20 protein-coding genes and 1 pseudogene are annotated in these 16591 nt (G+C 70.0%); 9 read left to right on the top strand and 12 right to left on the bottom strand.

Annotation, left to right across the window (positions count from 1 at the left end):
- Positions 1 to 26 precede the first annotated feature (26 nt).
- Together whiG and WJ438_RS12390 are read left to right on the top strand one after the other, a co-directional pair.
- Entirely contained in the window at positions 27 to 869 is an 843-nt protein-coding gene (gene whiG / locus WJ438_RS12395; RefSeq protein WP_406725293.1) for an RNA polymerase sigma factor WhiG, read from the top strand.
- Positions 870 to 1044: 175 nt separating this feature from the next.
- The gene (locus WJ438_RS12390) at positions 1045 to 1602 is read left to right on the top strand and encodes a TetR/AcrR family transcriptional regulator (RefSeq protein ID WP_406729665.1); all 558 of its coding nucleotides are present in this window, start codon (positions 1045 to 1047) and stop codon (positions 1600 to 1602) included.
- Positions 1603 to 1669: 67 nt separating this feature from the next.
- On the opposite strand, the gene WJ438_RS12385 is transcribed toward WJ438_RS12390, so the two are convergent.
- Positions 1670 to 2329 carry a M23 family metallopeptidase gene (locus tag WJ438_RS12385; RefSeq protein WP_406725292.1) on the bottom strand — a complete coding sequence of 220 codons (660 nt, stop codon included), beginning with the start codon at positions 2327 to 2329 and terminating at the stop codon, positions 1670 to 1672.
- A gap of 276 nt (positions 2330 to 2605) precedes the next feature.
- On the opposite strand from WJ438_RS12385, the gene rpsB reads away from it, so the two are divergent.
- The 5 genes from rpsB (at position 2606) to WJ438_RS12360 (ending at position 7350) form a co-directional block, all read left to right on the top strand.
- Positions 2606 to 3535: a 30S ribosomal protein S2 gene (rpsB, locus tag WJ438_RS12380; RefSeq protein ID WP_406725291.1), complete on the top strand. Its 930-nt coding sequence runs from the start codon at positions 2606 to 2608 to the stop codon at positions 3533 to 3535.
- Positions 3536 to 3704: 169 nt separating this feature from the next.
- The gene (gene tsf, locus WJ438_RS12375) at positions 3705 to 4541 is read left to right on the top strand and encodes a translation elongation factor Ts (RefSeq protein ID WP_406725290.1); all 837 of its coding nucleotides are present in this window, start codon (positions 3705 to 3707) and stop codon (positions 4539 to 4541) included.
- Positions 4542 to 4730: 189 nt separating this feature from the next.
- Positions 4731 to 5489, top strand: coding sequence for a UMP kinase (gene pyrH / locus WJ438_RS12370; protein ID WP_406725289.1), 759 nt, complete (start codon positions 4731 to 4733; stop codon positions 5487 to 5489).
- Positions 5490 to 5668: 179 nt separating this feature from the next.
- The gene (gene frr, locus WJ438_RS12365) at positions 5669 to 6226 is read left to right on the top strand and encodes a ribosome recycling factor (protein ID WP_109381790.1); all 558 of its coding nucleotides are present in this window, start codon (positions 5669 to 5671) and stop codon (positions 6224 to 6226) included.
- Positions 6226 to 7350, top strand: coding sequence for a phosphatidate cytidylyltransferase (locus WJ438_RS12360; RefSeq protein ID WP_406725288.1), 1125 nt, complete (start codon positions 6226 to 6228; stop codon positions 7348 to 7350). The genes frr and WJ438_RS12360 overlap by 1 nt, the downstream gene beginning before the upstream one ends.
- Before the next feature lie 482 nt (positions 7351 to 7832).
- Here WJ438_RS12360 and WJ438_RS12355 read toward each other — a convergent pair whose 3' ends face one another.
- From WJ438_RS12355 to WJ438_RS12305, 11 genes and pseudogenes are all read right to left on the bottom strand, one after another.
- Positions 7833 to 9095, bottom strand: coding sequence for a tyrosine-type recombinase/integrase (locus WJ438_RS12355; RefSeq protein ID WP_406725287.1), 1263 nt, complete (start codon positions 9093 to 9095; stop codon positions 7833 to 7835).
- Positions 9095 to 9292, bottom strand: coding sequence for a helix-turn-helix transcriptional regulator (locus WJ438_RS12350; protein WP_406725286.1), 198 nt, complete (start codon positions 9290 to 9292; stop codon positions 9095 to 9097). The genes WJ438_RS12355 and WJ438_RS12350 overlap by 1 nt, the downstream gene beginning before the upstream one ends.
- Positions 9293 to 9294: 2 nt before the next feature.
- Positions 9295 to 10681, bottom strand: a pseudogene (gene repSA / locus WJ438_RS12345) (replication initiator protein RepSA).
- Complete coding sequence (locus tag WJ438_RS12340) at positions 10678 to 10857, bottom strand: hypothetical protein (RefSeq protein WP_406729663.1); 180 nt, start codon at positions 10855 to 10857, stop codon at positions 10678 to 10680. Before WJ438_RS12340 ends, repSA begins: the two are co-directional and overlap by 4 nt.
- A gap of 95 nt (positions 10858 to 10952) precedes the next feature.
- Complete coding sequence (locus tag WJ438_RS12335; protein ID WP_406725285.1) at positions 10953 to 11270, bottom strand: SpdD-like protein; 318 nt, start codon at positions 11268 to 11270, stop codon at positions 10953 to 10955.
- Between the two features lie 12 nt (positions 11271 to 11282).
- Positions 11283 to 11438, bottom strand: coding sequence for a hypothetical protein (locus WJ438_RS12330; protein ID WP_406725284.1), 156 nt, complete (start codon positions 11436 to 11438; stop codon positions 11283 to 11285).
- A 14-nt stretch (positions 11439 to 11452) separates the two neighbouring features.
- A complete protein-coding gene (locus WJ438_RS12325; RefSeq protein ID WP_406725283.1) occupies positions 11453 to 11641 on the bottom strand; it encodes a mobile element transfer protein in 189 nt (62 codons plus the stop codon).
- 4 nt (positions 11642 to 11645) lie between these two features.
- On the bottom strand, positions 11646 to 11825 hold the full coding sequence (locus WJ438_RS12320) for a hypothetical protein (RefSeq protein ID WP_406725282.1): 180 nt from the start codon (positions 11823 to 11825) through the stop codon (positions 11646 to 11648).
- A 28-nt stretch (positions 11826 to 11853) separates the two neighbouring features.
- The gene (locus tag WJ438_RS12315) at positions 11854 to 12522 is read right to left on the bottom strand and encodes a DUF2637 domain-containing protein (protein ID WP_406725281.1); all 669 of its coding nucleotides are present in this window, start codon (positions 12520 to 12522) and stop codon (positions 11854 to 11856) included.
- A gap of 72 nt (positions 12523 to 12594) precedes the next feature.
- On the bottom strand, positions 12595 to 13944 hold the full coding sequence (locus WJ438_RS12310) for an FtsK/SpoIIIE domain-containing protein (RefSeq protein WP_406725280.1): 1350 nt from the start codon (positions 13942 to 13944) through the stop codon (positions 12595 to 12597).
- 2 nt (positions 13945 to 13946) lie between these two features.
- Positions 13947 to 14273 (bottom strand): hypothetical protein, encoded by a 327-nt coding sequence (locus tag WJ438_RS12305; protein WP_406725279.1) that lies wholly within the window; start codon positions 14271 to 14273, stop codon positions 13947 to 13949.
- A 139-nt stretch (positions 14274 to 14412) separates the two neighbouring features.
- On the opposite strand from WJ438_RS12305, the gene WJ438_RS12300 reads away from it, so the two are divergent.
- Together WJ438_RS12300 and WJ438_RS12295 are read left to right on the top strand one after the other, a co-directional pair.
- On the top strand, positions 14413 to 15207 hold the full coding sequence (locus tag WJ438_RS12300) for a GntR family transcriptional regulator (protein WP_406725278.1): 795 nt from the start codon (positions 14413 to 14415) through the stop codon (positions 15205 to 15207).
- Positions 15204 to 15869 carry a YdcF family protein gene (locus WJ438_RS12295; protein ID WP_406725277.1) on the top strand — a complete coding sequence of 222 codons (666 nt, stop codon included), beginning with the start codon at positions 15204 to 15206 and terminating at the stop codon, positions 15867 to 15869. Before WJ438_RS12300 ends, WJ438_RS12295 begins: the two co-directional genes overlap by 4 nt.
- The last annotated feature ends 722 nt before the right edge of the window (positions 15870 to 16591 follow it).

Raw genomic sequence — 16591 nt, 5'->3', positions numbered from 1 at the left:
CACTGCAGAACGGCACAAGGCGACGAATGCCCCAGCACACCTCCGGGTCCGACCGGGCGGCGATCCCCCCAGCCGCCCGTGACGGTGGCAGCGTGCGGCCGCCCGCTCCCTCGACGCTCGACGAGCTGTGGCGGTCGTACAAGGCGACGGGGGACGAGCGGCTGCGGGAGCAGCTGATCCTGCACTACTCGCCGTTGGTGAAGTACGTCGCGGGCCGGGTCAGCGTGGGGCTGCCGCCCAATGTGGACCAGGCGGACTTCGTCTCCTCCGGGGTGTTCGGGCTGATCGACGCGATCGAGAAGTTCGACGTCGACCGGGAGATCAAGTTCGAGACCTACGCGATCACCCGTATCAGGGGCGCGATGATCGACGAGCTGCGGGCCCTGGACTGGATCCCGCGCTCGGTGCGGCAGAAGGCGCGCAACGTCGAGCGGGCGTACGCGACGCTGGAGGCCAGGCTCAGGCGCACGCCGACGGAGAGCGAGGTCGCCGCCGAGATGGGCATCGCCGTGGAGGAGCTGCACGCGGTTTTCAGCCAGTTGTCCCTCGCCAACGTCGTCGCCCTGGAGGAGCTGTTGCACGCCGGCGGCGACAGCGGCGACCGGCTCAGCCTGATGGACACCCTGGAGGACACCGCCGCCGACAACCCGGTGGAGGTGGTCGAGGGCCGGGAGCTGCGACGGTTCCTCGCGCGGGCGATCAACACGCTCCCGGAGCGGGAGAAGACCGTGGTCACGCTGTACTACTACGAAGGGCTCACCCTGGCCGAGATCGGCCATGTGCTGGGGGTCACGGAGAGCAGGGTCAGCCAGATCCACACCAAGTCCGTACTCCAGCTGAGGGCGAAACTGGCGAGCTTCGGCGGCTGAACCCGAGCTGAACCGGCGACGAGCCCGCACCGGGCCCGCACCGGGCCCGCTGCCTGGCCGCTGACTCGGCGGACCGTGGGTATGGCCGTCCGACCTGCGGTTACGGCCGGAGGACTCCCACCTCGCGCGGGGCGTCCGTAAAGTGGTGGGCGTGCCAAGGATTCGAGCGGCCTCCGTGGCCGAGCACCGGTCGATGCAGCGAGCCGCCCTGCTGGACGCGGCACGCTCCCTGCTGTCCGAGGGCGGTACGGAGGCGCTGACCTTCCCGGCCCTCGCCGAGCGCACCGGCCTGGCGCGCTCGTCCGTGTACGAGTACTTCCGCTCCCGGGCGGCCGTCGTCGAGGAGCTGTGCGAGGTCGACTTCCCGGTCTGGGCGACCGAGGTCGAGTTCGCGATGGCCGCGGCCGACGGCGCCGAGGCCAAGATCGAGGCGTACGTCCGCAAACAGCTGGAACTGGTCGGGGACCGGCGCCACCGCGCCGTGGTGGCCATCTCCGCGAGCGAGCTCGACGCGGGCGCCCGGGAGAAGATCCGCGCGGCGCACGGCGGGCTCATCGCGATGATCGTCGAGGCGCTGGGCGAACTGGGCCACGAGCAGCCCCGGCTCGCGGCGATGCTGCTCCAAGGGGTGGTCGACGCCGCAGTGCGCCGGATCGAACTGGGCGCCGCGGAAAAGCCGGAGACGATCACGGAGGCAGCGGTCTCCATGACCCTCCGAGGCGTCCGTCCCTGACGGCGGCAGCCCGGCCCCGCGAGGCTCGCCACGGTGCGGCTCGGGCCGGTTGAGCCGTGCCGGTTGGTTACTCCGGCAGGGGCACGCCGAGGACCGGGAGGAGTCTTGAGGGGCCGCCGCCGAGGAGTTGGGGCGGGAGCAGGGCGAGCGGGTTGAGGTAGACGTCCGCTCTGAGCAGGCCCCAGTGCAGGCAGGGGGCCGTGCAGTGGGAGCCCGTGGCCGCCACCGTGCCGATCACCTCGCCCGGCGCCACCTCGGCCCCTTTCTCCACCGACGGCAGGACCGGCTCGTAGGTCGTACGCAGCGGTGGGACACCCGTGCCGGACAGCTCCACCGAGACGACGCCCCGGCCGGCCACCCGGCCGGCGTAGGAGACCCGGCCCGCAGCCACCGCCCGTACCGGTGTCCCCGGCGCCGCCGTCAAATCCACACCGCGGTGCCCGCGCCCGTACCTGGTCTCCGGCGGTTCCCAGCCGCGCAGTACCCGTGGCCGTACCCCCACGGGCCAGACCCGCCCGACGACCGGCACCCCGGACCCGGGGGCCGCCGCCCCGGAGCCGGAACCGGCACCGGTGATATCGGCGTCGGCATCCGGCGGAGCCGTGTCACCCGTCCGAGCCGCGAGCGGCAGCAGCGAAGGCGGCGGTGGTGACAGCAGCACCGCCGGCGTCAGTACCAGCAGGACGGCCACGCGCGCACACGTCCTCAGAAATCGGCTCACTCGCATGCGGGAAGCCTCCCCGAGATCCGTGATCACGGCCGGGACCTGTGGACCACCGCCCAGTTGTGGACAACGACGTCACCCGGTGCCCCGCGGGTCCCGTACACTTCTGATGGCGATCCGGGTCACCGGGTCGACTTCGCACGCCCCGACACCAGGTCCGGTCACGACCGCTCCCGGTGTCAGCGCCCCTCGGTCCTCTGTGGCAACGGCGCGTCGTGGGCGTCAGGCGCGGGAACCGCCGGCTCCGCGGCACAACCGAGAACCCAAGGAGATACGGCCATGGCCGTCGTCACGATGCGGGAGCTGCTGGAAAGCGGCGTCCACTTCGGTCACCAGACCCGCCGTTGGAACCCGAAGATGAAGCGCTTCATCTTCACCGAGCGCAACGGCATCTACATCATCGACCTGCTCCAGTCGCTGTCGTACATCGACCGCGCCTACGAGTTCGTCAAGGAGACCGTCGCCCACGGTGGCACGGTCATGTTCGTCGGTACGAAGAAGCAGGCGCAGGAGGCCATCGCCGAGCAGGCCACCCGCGTCGGCATGCCCTACGTCAACCAGCGCTGGCTGGGCGGCATGCTCACCAACTTCTCGACCGTCTACAAGCGTCTGCAGCGCCTCAAGGAGCTCGAGCAGATCGACTTCGAGGACGTGGCCGCATCCGGCCTCACCAAGAAGGAGCTGCTGGTCCTCTCCCGCGAGAAGGCCAAGCTGGAGAAGACCCTCGGCGGTATCCGCGAGATGCAGAAGGTGCCCAGCGCCGTCTGGATCGTGGACACCAAGAAGGAGCACATCGCGGTCGGCGAGGCCCGGAAGCTCAACATCCCGGTCGTCGCCATCCTCGACACCAACTGCGACCCCGACGAGGTCGACTACAAGATCCCGGGCAACGACGACGCGATCCGCTCGGTCACCCTGCTCACCCGCGTGATCGCCGACGCGGTCGCCGAGGGCCTCATCTCCCGCTCCGGTGTCGCCACCGAGGGCAAGGGCGAGAAGGCCGTCGGAGAGCCCCTCGCCGAGTGGGAGCGCGACCTGCTCGAGGGTGAGAAGAAGGCCGACGAGGCCCCGGCCGCCGCCGAGGCCGAGAAGCCCGCCGAGGCTCCCGAGGCCGCCGCCGCCGAGGCTGAGAAGCCGGCCGAGGCCCCCGCCGCCGAGGCCGCCCCCGCCGCCGAGGCCGCACCGGCCGCCGAGGCCGACCAGGCCTGACCGGCCCGTCAGTGCTGATGACGGCGGGAGCGGGTGACAAGAAGTCCGCTCCCGCCGTTCACCCGTAGGTGCGCGGCGCGTCACGGTTCCCCAGCTCGGACAGTCCGCTGTGGACCGCAGGCCCCGCAGATCTCCGATTCTCCAGACTTCGAGGAAGACTCACAGACTCATGGCGAACTACACCGCCGCCGACGTCAAGAAGCTCCGGGAGCTCACCGGCGCCGGCATGATGGACTGCAAGAAGGCGCTGGACGAGGCCGAGGGCAACGTCGAGAAGGCCGTCGAGGCGCTCCGTATCAAGGGCCAGAAGGGCGTCGCCAAGCGCGAGGGCCGCTCCGCCGAGAACGGCGCCGTGGTCTCGATCATCGCCGACGACAACTCCTCCGGCGTCCTCGTCGAGCTGAAGTGCGAGACGGACTTCGTCGCCAAGGGCGAGAAGTTCCAGGGCGTGGCCGCCGCCATCGCCGAGCACGTCGCCAAGACCTCCCCGGCCGACATCGAGGCCCTGCTCGCCTCCGAGATCGAGGCCGGCAAGACCGTCCAGGCGTTCGTGGACGAGGCCAACGCCAACTTGGGCGAGAAGATCGTCCTGGACCGCTTCGCCCAGTTCACCGACGGCTACGTGGCGGCGTACATGCACCGCACGATGCCCGACCTGCCCCCGCAGATCGGTGTCCTCGTCGAGCTCGACAAGCCGAATGCCGAGGTCGCCAAGGGCGTCGCCCAGCACATTGCCGCGTTCGCGCCGAAGTACCTCTCCAAGGAGGACGTGCCGGCCGAGGTCATCGAGACCGAGCGCCGCGTCGCCGAGGAGACCACCCGCGCGGAGGGCAAGCCCGAGGCCGCCCTGCCGAAGATCGTCGAGGGTCGCCTCAACGGCTTCTTCAAGGAGGCCACGCTGCTGGGCCAGCCCTACGCGCTGGACAACAAGATGTCCGTCCAGAAGGTCCTGGATGAGGCCGGTGTCAGCCTGAAGCGCTTCACGCGCATCAAGGTCGGCATCTGAGTCCGTACCGCGACGGGCGCGCGACCCCGATAGGGTCGTCAGTAGTCGCTCGGACACGCCGTCACGCACGCGCGCGTGCCGGGTGACAGCAGATCTGACGAGGAGGCCATTGCCGCATGGGATGCGAAGCACACCCCACCGGCAGTGGCCTCCTTCGTATGTGCAACAGGTGAAAGAGGCGGGATCCCCATGACCACCAAGGCCGAGAAGAGCGACGACGGCAAAGTACACGGCCGGTTTCTGCTGAAGCTGTCCGGAGAGGCGTTCTCCGGTGGCGGGGGCCTGGGCGTCGATCCCGACGTGGTACACGCCGTCGCACGCGAGATCGCGGCGGTCGTCCGCGACGGTGCGCAGATCGCCGCCGTCATCGGCGGCGGCAACTTCTTCCGCGGCGCGGAACTGCAGCAGCGCGGCATGGACCGGGCCCGCTCCGACTACATGGGCATGCTCGGCACCGTGATGAACTGCCTGGCGCTCCAGGACTTCCTGGAGAAGGAGGGCGTGGACTGCAGGGTGCAGACCGCCATCACCATGGGCCAGGTCGCGGAGCCCTACATCCCGCTGCGAGCCGTACGGCACCTGGAGAAGGGCCGCGTGGTCATCTTCGGCGCCGGTATGGGCATGCCGTACTTCTCCACCGACACCACCGCCGCCCAGCGCGCCCTGGAGATCGACGCCGAGGCGCTGCTGATGGGCAAGAACGGTGTGGACGGGGTCTACGACTCCGACCCGAAGACCAACCCCGACGCGGTGAAGTTCGACCACCTTGGGTACGGGGAGGTCATCACGCGTGACCTGAAGGTCGCCGACGCCACGGCCGTCACCCTGTGCCGTGACAACAAGCTCCCGATCGTCGTCTTCGAGCTGCTGACGGAGGGCAATATCGCGCGCGCCGTCAAGGGTGAGAAGATCGGCACGCTTGTGGGTGACCAGACGGACCAGAACTGACCGGACCAGAACCACCCGTCCGAGGGAGGACACTTCTGGGGACGGACGGGACGGGCCGGCCGGGGGATGGACAACGTCCCGCCGGTCGGGAACCGTGCAGGAAGAAGACGCGACGCAGCCGGCCGCCGCCCCGACAGGGAACCGCGGCCGGGCCTACTCAAGACACGCAGGAGCAAGTGGTGATCGAAGAGACCCTCCTCGAGGCCGAGGAGAAGATGGAGAAGGCCGTCGTGGTCGCCAAGGAGGACTTCGCCGCGATCCGCACCGGTCGTGCGCACCCGGCGATGTTCAACAAGATCGTGGCGGACTACTACGGCGCACTGACGCCGATCAACCAGCTGGCCTCGTTCTCCGTGCCCGAGCCGCGCATGGCCGTGGTGACGCCGTTCGACAAGAGCGCCCTGCGCAACATCGAGCAGGCCATCCGCGACTCCGACCTGGGCGTCAACCCGAGCAACGACGGCAATATCATCCGAGTGGTGTTCCCCGAGCTCACCGAGGAGCGCCGCCGCGAGTTCATCAAGGTCGCCAAGGCCAAGGGTGAGGACGCCAAGGTCTCCATCCGTGCCGTGCGCCGCAAGGCCAAGGACGGCATCGACAAGATGATCAAGGACGGCGAGGTCGGCGAGGACGAGGGCCGCCGGGCGGAGAAGGAGCTCGACGACACCACCGCGAAGTACGTCGCGCAGGTGGACGAGCTCCTGAAGCACAAGGAAGCGGAACTGCTCGAGGTCTGATGAACGACTCTTCCTGGGGGGCGCCGCCGCAGGCCGGGTACTGGGGGCCGCCCGAGCAGGGGCCCGTCCAGGGAGCTGTCCCGGCGGGTCCCACGTACGATGCGCACTACGCGCAGCAGACTCGCCCCATGCCCATCGTGCCCGACCTCCCCGAACCCGGCGCTGATCAGGACATGGACCGGGGGACCGCTCGGCTGAGCGGCCCTCTGTTCCAAGACGAGACGACGCGGGCGCGCCCCCATCCGGGGGAGATACCGCAGAATCCGGAGCCCATGCCCGACGCCCCGCAGCCGGCGCCCCTGCCGCAGAAGAAGAGCGCGGGACGTGACCTGGGTGCCGCGATAGGGGTCGGCGTCGGGCTCGGCGCGGTGATCGCCGTGTCGCTGTTCGTCGTCAAGGCCGCCTTCGTCGGCGTCGTCGCGGCCGCCGTCGTGGTGGGCCTGTGGGAGCTGACCAAGCGGCTGGAGGAACGCAAGGGCATCCGGGCGCCGCTCGTGCCGCTCGCGCTCGGCGGCGCCGCCATGGTCGTCGCCGGGTACGTCCGGGGCTCCGAGGGCGCCTGGGTCGCCATGGCGCTCACCGCGCTGACGGTGCTGGTCTGGCGGATGACCGAACCGCCCGAAAACTACCTCAGGGATGTCACGGCGGGGGTCTTCGCCGCGTTCTACGTGCCGTTCCTGGCGACCTTCGTCACGATGATGCTGGCCGCGGACGACGGACACTGGCGGGTCCTGGTGTTCCTGCTGCTCACGGTCATCAGTGACACCGGTGCGTACGCCGTCGGCTGGCGCTTCGGCACGCACAAGCTCGCCCCGCGCATCAGCCCCGGCAAGACCCGCGAGGGCCTGCTGGGCGCGGTCGGGTTCGCGATGGTGGTGGGCGCGCTGTGCATGCAGTTCCTGATCGACGACGGCAGCTGGTGGCAGGGGCTGCTGCTCGGTCTCGCGGTCGCCGTCAGCGCCACCCTCGGCGACCTGGGCGAGTCCATGATCAAGCGGGATCTGGGCATCAAGGACATGGGCACCCTGCTCCCCGGCCACGGCGGCATCATGGACCGCCTGGACTCCCTGCTGCCCACGGCCCCGGTGGTCTGGCTCCTGCTGGTCCTCTTCGTCGGCAGCTGATCCCGTCGGCCCCGGCACCTCTTCGAGCCCCCACGTCCTGCCGGACGCGGGGGCTCGGCCCGTCGAAGGGAGGGCTCGGCCGCCCCGAGCACGTCCACCGCCGTTCTCCCCGCCCTGTCCGGCGCGTGCGCGCACAGGCAGGGTTCCGCCATGGCGCAGGCACGGCTAAGGGGACGACGGCAGGTACCGGGGTGAACTGCCGTGCCGGTTGGTGCGGCACCTTGATCGACCGGGGCGGGCGGCGCACACCGCGCCTGTACCGCCGGATGTCCCACCGCTGGAAGAGCTACGGCTCATGGGCCGCAGCTGTGGTCGGCGGGTCGTTCCGAGCAGTCCCGGGCGCCCTCGGCCGGCTCGCGCGGTCACCCGGTTGGATCTGCGACACTGGTACGGCCATGCCTAAGCCCGGAGAACTGGCAGTGACTGGGCAGCAAAAAGCCCCCCACCAGCGCGTTTGGCGCGGATAGGGGGCCTGGCTCAGGTCACTGGGCCGTCTCTGGGCCGTCAGGCTCACGCGGGGCCGGCAGAAGCACCCGATCCACGGCCTTCCTCGTACGCTCCTGGCTCAACGGCATCAGGTGCGCGTACACCCGCAGCGTCAACCCAGGGTCGGAGTGCCCCAGGTACTCACTCACGGCCTTGATGCTCTCGCCAGCGTCCAGCAGCACCGAGGCGTAGAAGTGCCTCAGCGCGTGCATGCCGTGCTCACGAGCGGACTCGTACTTACCGTCCTCCCCGGCTTCCGCGATCAAGCCAGCCGATGCGAGGGCGGGCTTCCACTCCTGGATGTTGAAGTTGCTGCGCCAGACGAGCCCGCTCGCGGTGTTCGTGAACAGGAGGCGAGCCGACACCCTCGGGCCGTCCGGCTTACGCCAGGGCAAGGTGATCTCGACAGGCTTGAAGGCGTCCATGTGGTCCCGCAGTGCCTCAACGACCGAGGGCGGCAACGGTACGTCCCGCTCCTTGTTGCACTTCGGCGGAGCGAACACGGCCTTGCCCCGAATCAGCTTCACCTGCCGAACCACCCGAATGATGCCGCCATCGAAGTCGAGCGCATCCTCAGCCAGTCCCACGATCTCGCCCTGACGGAGCCCGCACCCGGCACCCACGTCCACCATGGGCCGGTAGCGCTGGGGGAGCGCTGCACGGACCGCCCGAACCTGAGCAGGCAGCCACGGCACAACCCGGCGTTGCTCGGCGGCAGGCGGACGGACAGACTTCGCGGCGCAGGGGTTGCGGGGCAACAGCCCGTCGTCAACCGCAGCACTGAGCACGGCCCGCACGTCGCCGTAGATGTTCCGTGCATAGCCGCCGCTCACGGCCGGGTCGTTCTCCAGTGCGCTCACCAGGCCGCGGATGTGCTCCGGGCGGAAAGAATCCAACGGCCGAGAGCCGATCAGTCGGAACGCGTGCAGGCGCAACCGCTGCTCGACCACGACCTGACTGGCCGGGTCGATGCCGTGCGTCTTGAGCCACTTCTCGGCGTAGCTCTTGAAGGTGACCCGAGCTGCACGCGGGTCGATATACTGGCCGCGCGACATGTCCGACGCAATGTCGGTCAGCCACTGCTCAGCGAGACGCTTCTGTCGATCTGGGAAGCTCTTGGACTTCTCCGTGCCGTCCGGGCCGACGTATCGAGCGCGATAGCGCATGCCGGTGCCATATCGCTCGGTCTTGACCCTGACAGGCTTGCCGTTCGACCCGGACTCGGTCTTGTACCAGCGGTCTTGGATGTGGCCAGCCATCAGGCAGCCTCGCCAAGTTGAGAGTTCACCCAGGCCCGCACATCACTAGGGTCGAAGCGCAGATGCCGGCCAACCCGAAAGCCACGGGGACCGGTGCGCTTCCGGCGCCACTGGTAGACCGTCTCCACGCTGGGAAGCTCGAACATCTCGACCAGGTCCTCAGGTGTCAGGAACCGGTTGGGCAGCTCTGAGGCCATGGTCAGCAGTTCCTTTCGTCGGCGAGCAGGGCGGGTAGTTCCTCGCGGGCGGTTTCGCGGTTGTGCTGGATGTCGCGGCGGATGTTGGCGGCGAGCCAGGACTCGCCGGGGGTGTGGCCGTGGCCGGCGTAGGTCCAGTGGGCGAGGGTCAGGGTGGTTGCCTCCTCGTTGTCGGGGTCGGGCAGGCCCAGGGCTTCGCGTTGCTGGGCCGCGCGGTAGTCGGCGCGGGTCTGGCGCAGGGCGCCCAGGGTGGTGGAGTAGCTGCGCGACTTGGTGGAGAAGTGGCCGCGGAAGCCGAGCATGTGGGCCCAGTCGCGGAGCTTGCGGTCCGGGTAGAGCGCGTGCAGGTCCAGGCACGCCTCGATCAGCCGGCGGGGGTGGTCGGCGACGCCGAGCAGGACGAGGGCCTCCTTGTTGCCGATCCGGCGGTCCACGGTGCCGGTGGTCTCGGCGGCCTTGGTGGCGTACTTGGCGACGTACGAGGCGACCGCCTGCTCGCTGATCTCCTCACCGTCGCCTAAGGCCTGGATCGGGCGGACGTCGAGCTGAGTGCCCCACCGCAGCGTGCGGGCGGGCTGGTCCCCGGCCGGGGGCACGTCGACTTCCACACGGGTGGCGGCTGCGTGGATGGCGTCGGTGAGCAGGTCGAGGGTGGCCCAGGCCGGCGGGGTCGTCGGGCCCGGCGGGTCCGTCGAAGCGGATCACGGCATGGAAGTGCACGGCCCCGCGCTTCTGGTACTCGGCGACCTTGCCGAAGGAGACACGAGACTGCTCGCGGGCGTCCTTCTGGGTGAGCCCGGCCCGCTTCGCGATCTCCCGGCGGAGGTAGATCGTGAAGTAGCGCCACAGCTCGGAGGCGTGGTTGTTCCACAGCACCGCGCCCGCGTAGTCGTAGCTCTCGGGGTCGAGCGGGGTGCCCAGCTCAGGGGCGTCCTCGGTGTGGCGGGTGCCGCAGCGGCAGGGCCGGTTGCCGGGCCGGTTGTGCACCGGGCCGAACGAGGGGGCGGTGAGGGTGGCGAACACCCGCGGGTGGTCCCGGACGGTGTGCGGGGTGCCCTTGGCCGGGTCGCCGACGAGGCCGGCGCGGATCAGGTGGTAGGTGTCCCCGGCGTAGGTCCAGGCACAGGCCGGGCAGCGGGAGGCCCGGCGGTTGCCGCAAGCGACCCGGAGGCGTCCGCCGGGCTCGGTCTCGGTCGAGTAGGAGTGCAGCACCTGCCCGGTCGCGGCATCGCGGGTGACGGTCGAGCCCTGCAGGTGGATCGGGTCGGTGCAGCCGCCGGTGCGGCGGAGCTGCTCCTGGACGCGGTCAAAGCCGGGGGACCCGGCCAGCCTCAGCACATCGGCGAGGGTGGCCGGATCCAGGCCCGCCGCAGTGGCGGTGTCGGTCACGCGAACACCTCCTGCCGGGCCGTCAGGAGGGCATGGCCGGTGCCCTGGCAGGTCGGGCAGGTGATGCGGAGGGTGGTGCGGGTGCCGTCGCGGTGGCGGGTGCCGGTGGTGACGGCGACGACCGGGAAGCCGTCGCAGGCGCGGCAGACGCGCGTGGTCCGGGTGCGCTGGGGCATCATGGGGTTTCCCTTTTCGGGTCCGGTGGATCTGGAGGGGGTGCAGGCGCCCGGAGCGGCGGATATCTGGCGAAGGATGCCGCTCCGGGGGCCGTTCAGCGGTTCTTGTGCTGCGAGCCGACCAGCGAGCGCAGGACCACGGCGCAGACGGCGACCGAGGTGGCGGTGATGGCGACCGCGAGGAGCATGGAGACCAGGACCGCGCCGACGACCAGGACGACAGCGGTGCCGCCGCCGACCAGGGCGAGCGCGGTGCCCGGGGTGAACTGAACCGTCGGGCGGGACGGCGCCGGGGCGATGGAGGCCGGCGGCGGGGCCGAGGCGGCGGGGGTGATGGTGGTCGGCTCGACGACGGCGGGCGGAGCGACCAGGCCGGTGGGCTGGGGCATGGTCGGGGGCTTGGGCCGGAACATGAGCGGATCTCCTTACTTGACGGCGGTGCCGATGACCGGGGCGAAGAGGCTGTCGGCGAGGAGGTAGCCGCCGAGGAGGAGCACGGTGATCAGCCACCAGGGCGGGCGGATGAGCTTGACGCCGAGCCAGCCGACGACGATCAGGGCGAGCCAGAGGGGAACGTCCATGACGCGGTGTCCTCCTATGCCGTGCAGCGGTGGGTGCGGGCGGCGAGTTCGGCGGCCGAGCGGTCGTGGTAGTCGGCGGAGAAGCCGCACCGTGGGGCGGTGCAGGCGGCGGTGTGCATCTCCCGGCCCCGGCCGTCGTAGTAGGTGCCGACCTGCACGGGACCGATGCGGATGCGGTCGCGGAAGCGGCGGTACACGGCCATGAGGTCAGCCCTCCTGTCGGAGGCTGTGGCCGGGGAACTCGGCGAGGATGCGGGCCTTGTCCTGCGGGTTCGAGGTGCGGTCGGCGGCCTCCTCGGCGAGCAGGCGGGCCAGGGTCGGGCGGCCGGCGGCGGCCATCTCACGGGCCGCGTCCATGTAGTCGGACGGGCGGTCGAAGGTCTGCATGGGCTTTCCTCCTGTGCGGGGTGGGCGGTCAGGTGAGCTGGAGCTGGGCGGCGATCGCGTTGGTCATCGGGGCGGGCAGGCCGAGCCGGGCCGCAAGTGCCTCGGCGGGCATCGGGGCGCCGGTGGACGCCTGATGGGCGTCGGCGAGCTTCCGGGCGTGGTCCAGCAGCGCGGCCGGGACGGTGGGCACCTCGGCGGGCGGAGGCGGCGCCGGGGTCAGTTCCGGTGCGGCGGGCGCCGGGACCGGGGTCGGCGCGGGGGTGTCGGTGCGGGTCACGTCGACTTCCGGCGGGGTTGCCGGTTCGTCGTCCACGGGTGGTGCGGGGGTCGGCTTGGCGGCGGGGGTGTGGACCAGCAGGGTTCCGCCGAGGAAGGCCAGGGCGGGCCAGCCGGCGACGAGGATGCGCAGCCAGTCGGGCACGTGGTGCAGGTCGAGGAGTCCGGCGGTCGCGATGTTCGCGCCGAGTGAGGCGAACAGGGCGATCACGAACCAGGTCCAGGCCGAGCGGTCCCGGCGGGCCGTGCGCAGTCGGCTCCAGGCGGCGACCAGGAGCAGGTCGACGGAGACCGGATAGGCCCAGGCTTTCCAGCCGGTCTGTCCGGCGGCTTCGGCCAGGTCGTGCAGGTGGGCGAAGGACAGCGCGCCGGCGATGACGGCCTGGACGAGCACGGCGTCGATGCGGATCGAGCGGAGCATGGGGCACCTCCCTTCGAAGGGGTGGGGCCGAGGGCGGGCGGGCAGCGGTGTCCGGCCGCCCGGCCCCGGTGGTCAGTCGGTGACCGGGCGGGGCTTGACCAGCGACGGACCGGCCGTCGGCGCCTCGACGGGCACGTCGGGCACGTGGGGGCGGAACGGGTCGAGGGCGGGGAAGTCCGGGACCAGGTGGGCGAACTCCCGGCAGGCCGCCACCACGTCCGCGCGGGAGGTGTGCGGGGTGCGGATCTTCGACCAGCCGCCCGCGGAGTCCACCGCGACAGCCGTGCCGGGGCGCTCCATCGGGATCAGGCCGGCGGCCAGGACCGCGTCCGGCGCCACGTCGGCCAACCCCACTTCGGCGGTCTGCTTGTCGTTGACCCGGTGCACGACACGGCCGGTGAGCTGGGCGCGGAGCATGGTGGCGCCCTTGCCCAGGTCGGAGCCGAAGCGCTGCCCGCAGATCTCCAGGTAGATGCCGACCGCACGGGCCATCTGCGCCAGCCGGATCAACGCGGTCACGATCTTCTCGCGGCGTTCCTCGTCCTTCTTCGAGGAGATCAGGAACAGTTCCGCCACCTCGTCGACCAGGACGACGACCGGCACCGGCCGCAGGTGCTCGGGCAGCTCCCACACGTCGGAGACGCCGTGCCCGCTCAGCAGGTCGAAGCGGTCTTCCATCTCCGCCACCAGGACGGCGAGCAGCGAGGCGGCATCGTCGGGGGTGGTGACCAGCGCCGACAGCCGGGGCGCGAACGCGGACTGTTCCACCCCGCGCTTGCAGTCGATGCCGACCAGCGCCACCGGCAACCGGGCCAGACCCTTGATCAGGTTGCGCTGATACATCGACTTGCCCGAGTGGTTAGCGCCCAGCGTGAGGGCCATGGGGGCCTTGCGGTAGTCCCGCTCGAAGGCGGTCCCGTCCTCCCGCAGCGCCACCGGCACGACCAGGTCACGCGGTGCGGCGTGGCGCGGCATGCGTACCCGGCGCAGCACGTCGTAGCCGGTCATGCGCAGCTCGACGAAGCCGGGCCGGGTCTCCACCACGGTCACCGAGTGCACCCCCCAGGCGTGCCGCAGCCGTTCGGAGGAGGCGGCCACGTCGGCGGGCTCCAGGCCGGCCGGGAGCCGCAGCGTGGCCCGCAGTCCGGTCGAGGTGGGCCGGATTCGACGGATCTTCGGGGGCACCGGCTGCACCTCGCGGCGGGCGACGTTGCGGGTCATGAACGCCCGCAGGCCGGACGGCTGCACCGTCAGGCCACACACGTCCATGGTCGACCGGTAGGAGAAGGTGAAGCGGCCCCAGGTGACCGGCAGGCCGACCAGCGACCAGTACACGCGGGGTGCGCGTACCTTCGCGTAGCCGAGCCCGCCGGCCCCCGCTATGGCTCCCGTGGCCTCCAGCCACACTGTCAGGTCGGCCATGGTCAGGCCGCCGTGATCGCGACCGCGCGGAACGAGATGCCGTGCCGCTTCTCACCGTTGAAGGTGTTCTCCCAGTCGCGGGCCTTGAGGCCGACCACCCGCACCGGCATGCCCGGCACCAGGCCCTCCGGGTAGCCGGTCTCCGGGATGGTGACCTGGTACAGGTTGCCCTCCCCCTCGTCCGAGACGAACAGGCCGACGGTGGACAGACCCGCACCGGTCTCCCGGTCCAGGGCCCGCTCCCCGGTCTTCTTGTTGGCCATCTTGGGTTCCGGGGCAGTCGCCACGAACACCACGGCGGACGAAAGGTCGATCTTGAAGGACGGCATGACTTCTCCCTGCGTTGACGTCGGGCAGCCCAAAGAAGGCCCCCGGAGCCCACTGTCCTAGGACTGCTAGCAACTAAGAGAGATAGTGCACCGCAGTCCTGGGACTATGTTTCACTGGACCCGTCGAGAGGGGTTCGAGATGGCGCCCAAGTGGCGAGAGCTGGCTGACAGGCTGGCTGAGCAGATCAAGAGGGGTGACTACGCACCGGGCCAGCAGTTGCCGCACATCAGAGAGCTTGTCGAGGTCGGCGAGGGTTCCAAGTCCACCGTCCATGCCGCGTACAAGGCGCTGGAAGCCGAAGGCCTGGTTACCTCCTCGCGGGGGCACGGCACCGTCGTGCGACAGCAAGTGCCGCTCAAGCGACTCGGCATCGCCCGTTACGACAAAGCCAAGTGGCGGGACGGCGACGAGGTGGCGTTCATCGCGGACAGGGTGGCCTCTGGGCGCGGGTATCGCCGTAACGAGCAGACCCAGACGATCAGTCTCGTTGAAGCACCCCCCGAGGTAGCCGCCGCGCATGGCCTACCGGTGGGCGCTGAGGTCTACGCACGCGCGCGGCTCGTGAAGGAAGGCGAGCAGCCAACACACACGCTGACCAGCTACTACCGTCCCGAGCACGTGGAAGGCACGCGCCTGGTGGACCCCACGCCAGGACCGGCCGGCCGGGGCGGAGGATTTCGCGTGCTGTACGACGCGGGTTACGAGATCGATCACATGAAGGAAGAACTCTATGCCCGTGCTCCCACACCGGATGAGGTGAAGTCGCTTCAATTGCCACCGGGCGAACCGGTGGTGGAGCTGCACCGGACCACCTATACGGCGTCAGACACAGTGGTTGAGTTCGCCATCGGGGTACACGCGGCTTCACGCTTTGCCTGGGAGTACGACTTCAAGGTGCCGGACTCAGCGAAGGACAGGGAAGGTCAACAGTGATCTCGACGCAGGATTGGGCAGATGCGCGGCGCCTGTGGGAGTACCACCAGATGGGCCACTCGCTCCGGCCATGCTCGGTCGCCATCGGTCTCGGCAGCCACGACCTAGGGGTCGCCGACACGGCGGTGGACCTGTACAAGCGCGGCATGGCCCCACTGCTCGTGTTCACCGGAGCCACCAGCCCGACGACGCGGGACCGCATGCCGCGAGGCGAAGCCGTCCACTACCAGGAGCGGGCCCTTCAACTTGGTGTTCCTAGCTCAGCCGTGCTTGTTGAGCCCCGCGCCCGCAACACGGGTGAGAACATCCGCTTCTCCCGAGACCTGTTGGAAGAGGCCGGCGTCGACGTGTCCTCCGTCCTCCTGATCAGCAAGCCGTACGAGGAGCGGCGAGCGTACGCCACAGCACGCAAGCTCTGGCCCGACGTCGAGATCGTGAGCGCTTCCACTCCGATGACGTTCGCCGAGTACGTCGACTCCATCGGTGACGCTCGTTTGGTGATCGACATGTTGGTAGGCGCGCTCCAGCGACTGGTGATCTACCCGGCGCAGGGGTTCATGGTCAGCCAGCCGGTACCGGGCGACGTCAGCGAGGCATACGAGCGACTGTGCCAAAGCGGCTTCACGAGCCGGCTCCTCATGGCGGGCACGCCCTCTGCTTGACGCTCGAAGGCACGAGACTCCACGGACGCCGGGCCAGTTGTTACAGGTTTCTCTACCTCATCAAGCACCCGTCGTCGCTCCGCTCCTCCGGGCGGGCGCGGGCGGCCGGCGGCGCCCGCGCTCATGTCTCCGCCCCGCTCGGCACCGCCGGCCGCCCGCTCCCGCCCAAGAGGCAGGCACACGGGCATGAGGTCAGAACACGTCGTGGCTGGGGCGGTCGGCTCCACGGCTTTAGGCAGCCACTTTGGCGCGAGCCTCTAAGATCATGGCCCCAACGTCGTGCTTTAACGGGCAGGTCCACAGACTGCCCGACTCGCCATCAGCTTACGGGGCCATGATCACTCGCCCCAAAGCAGCTCCAGCCCAAAGCCGCTCCGCCGACCGCGTGCCCACGCACAGGCTCTAGATCATCGGCGCAGCCGACGGTACCTTGCCACCATGACTCACAACCGAAAGGGCAATGCCGCGTAGGCGCCCATCTGCCGTACGGGACGATCTCCCCGTACGCCTCCCCAGACACTACTTCCGCTACCCGTATCCGCCGATCAATAGGCTGTCCGGGGCGTGCAAAGCCCACATCCGCAGGCTCGAACATCGGCGCTTCTGGCCAGGCGCCACGGAGAAGGCCTTCTGTCACTGGGCTGCTCTCGCTCACGGCCCACTGAAGAGGATCGCTGATCCCTTCACTTCGACCAGGTGTGGGATCCCAGAGTGTGGTTGCG

The organism is Streptomyces sp. GD-15H (assembly GCF_045291515.1).
Classification (GTDB): domain Bacteria; phylum Actinomycetota; class Actinomycetes; order Streptomycetales; family Streptomycetaceae; genus Streptomyces.
Note: the sequence above shows the minus strand (reverse complement) of the source record. Positions and strands in the feature narration are given on the sequence as shown.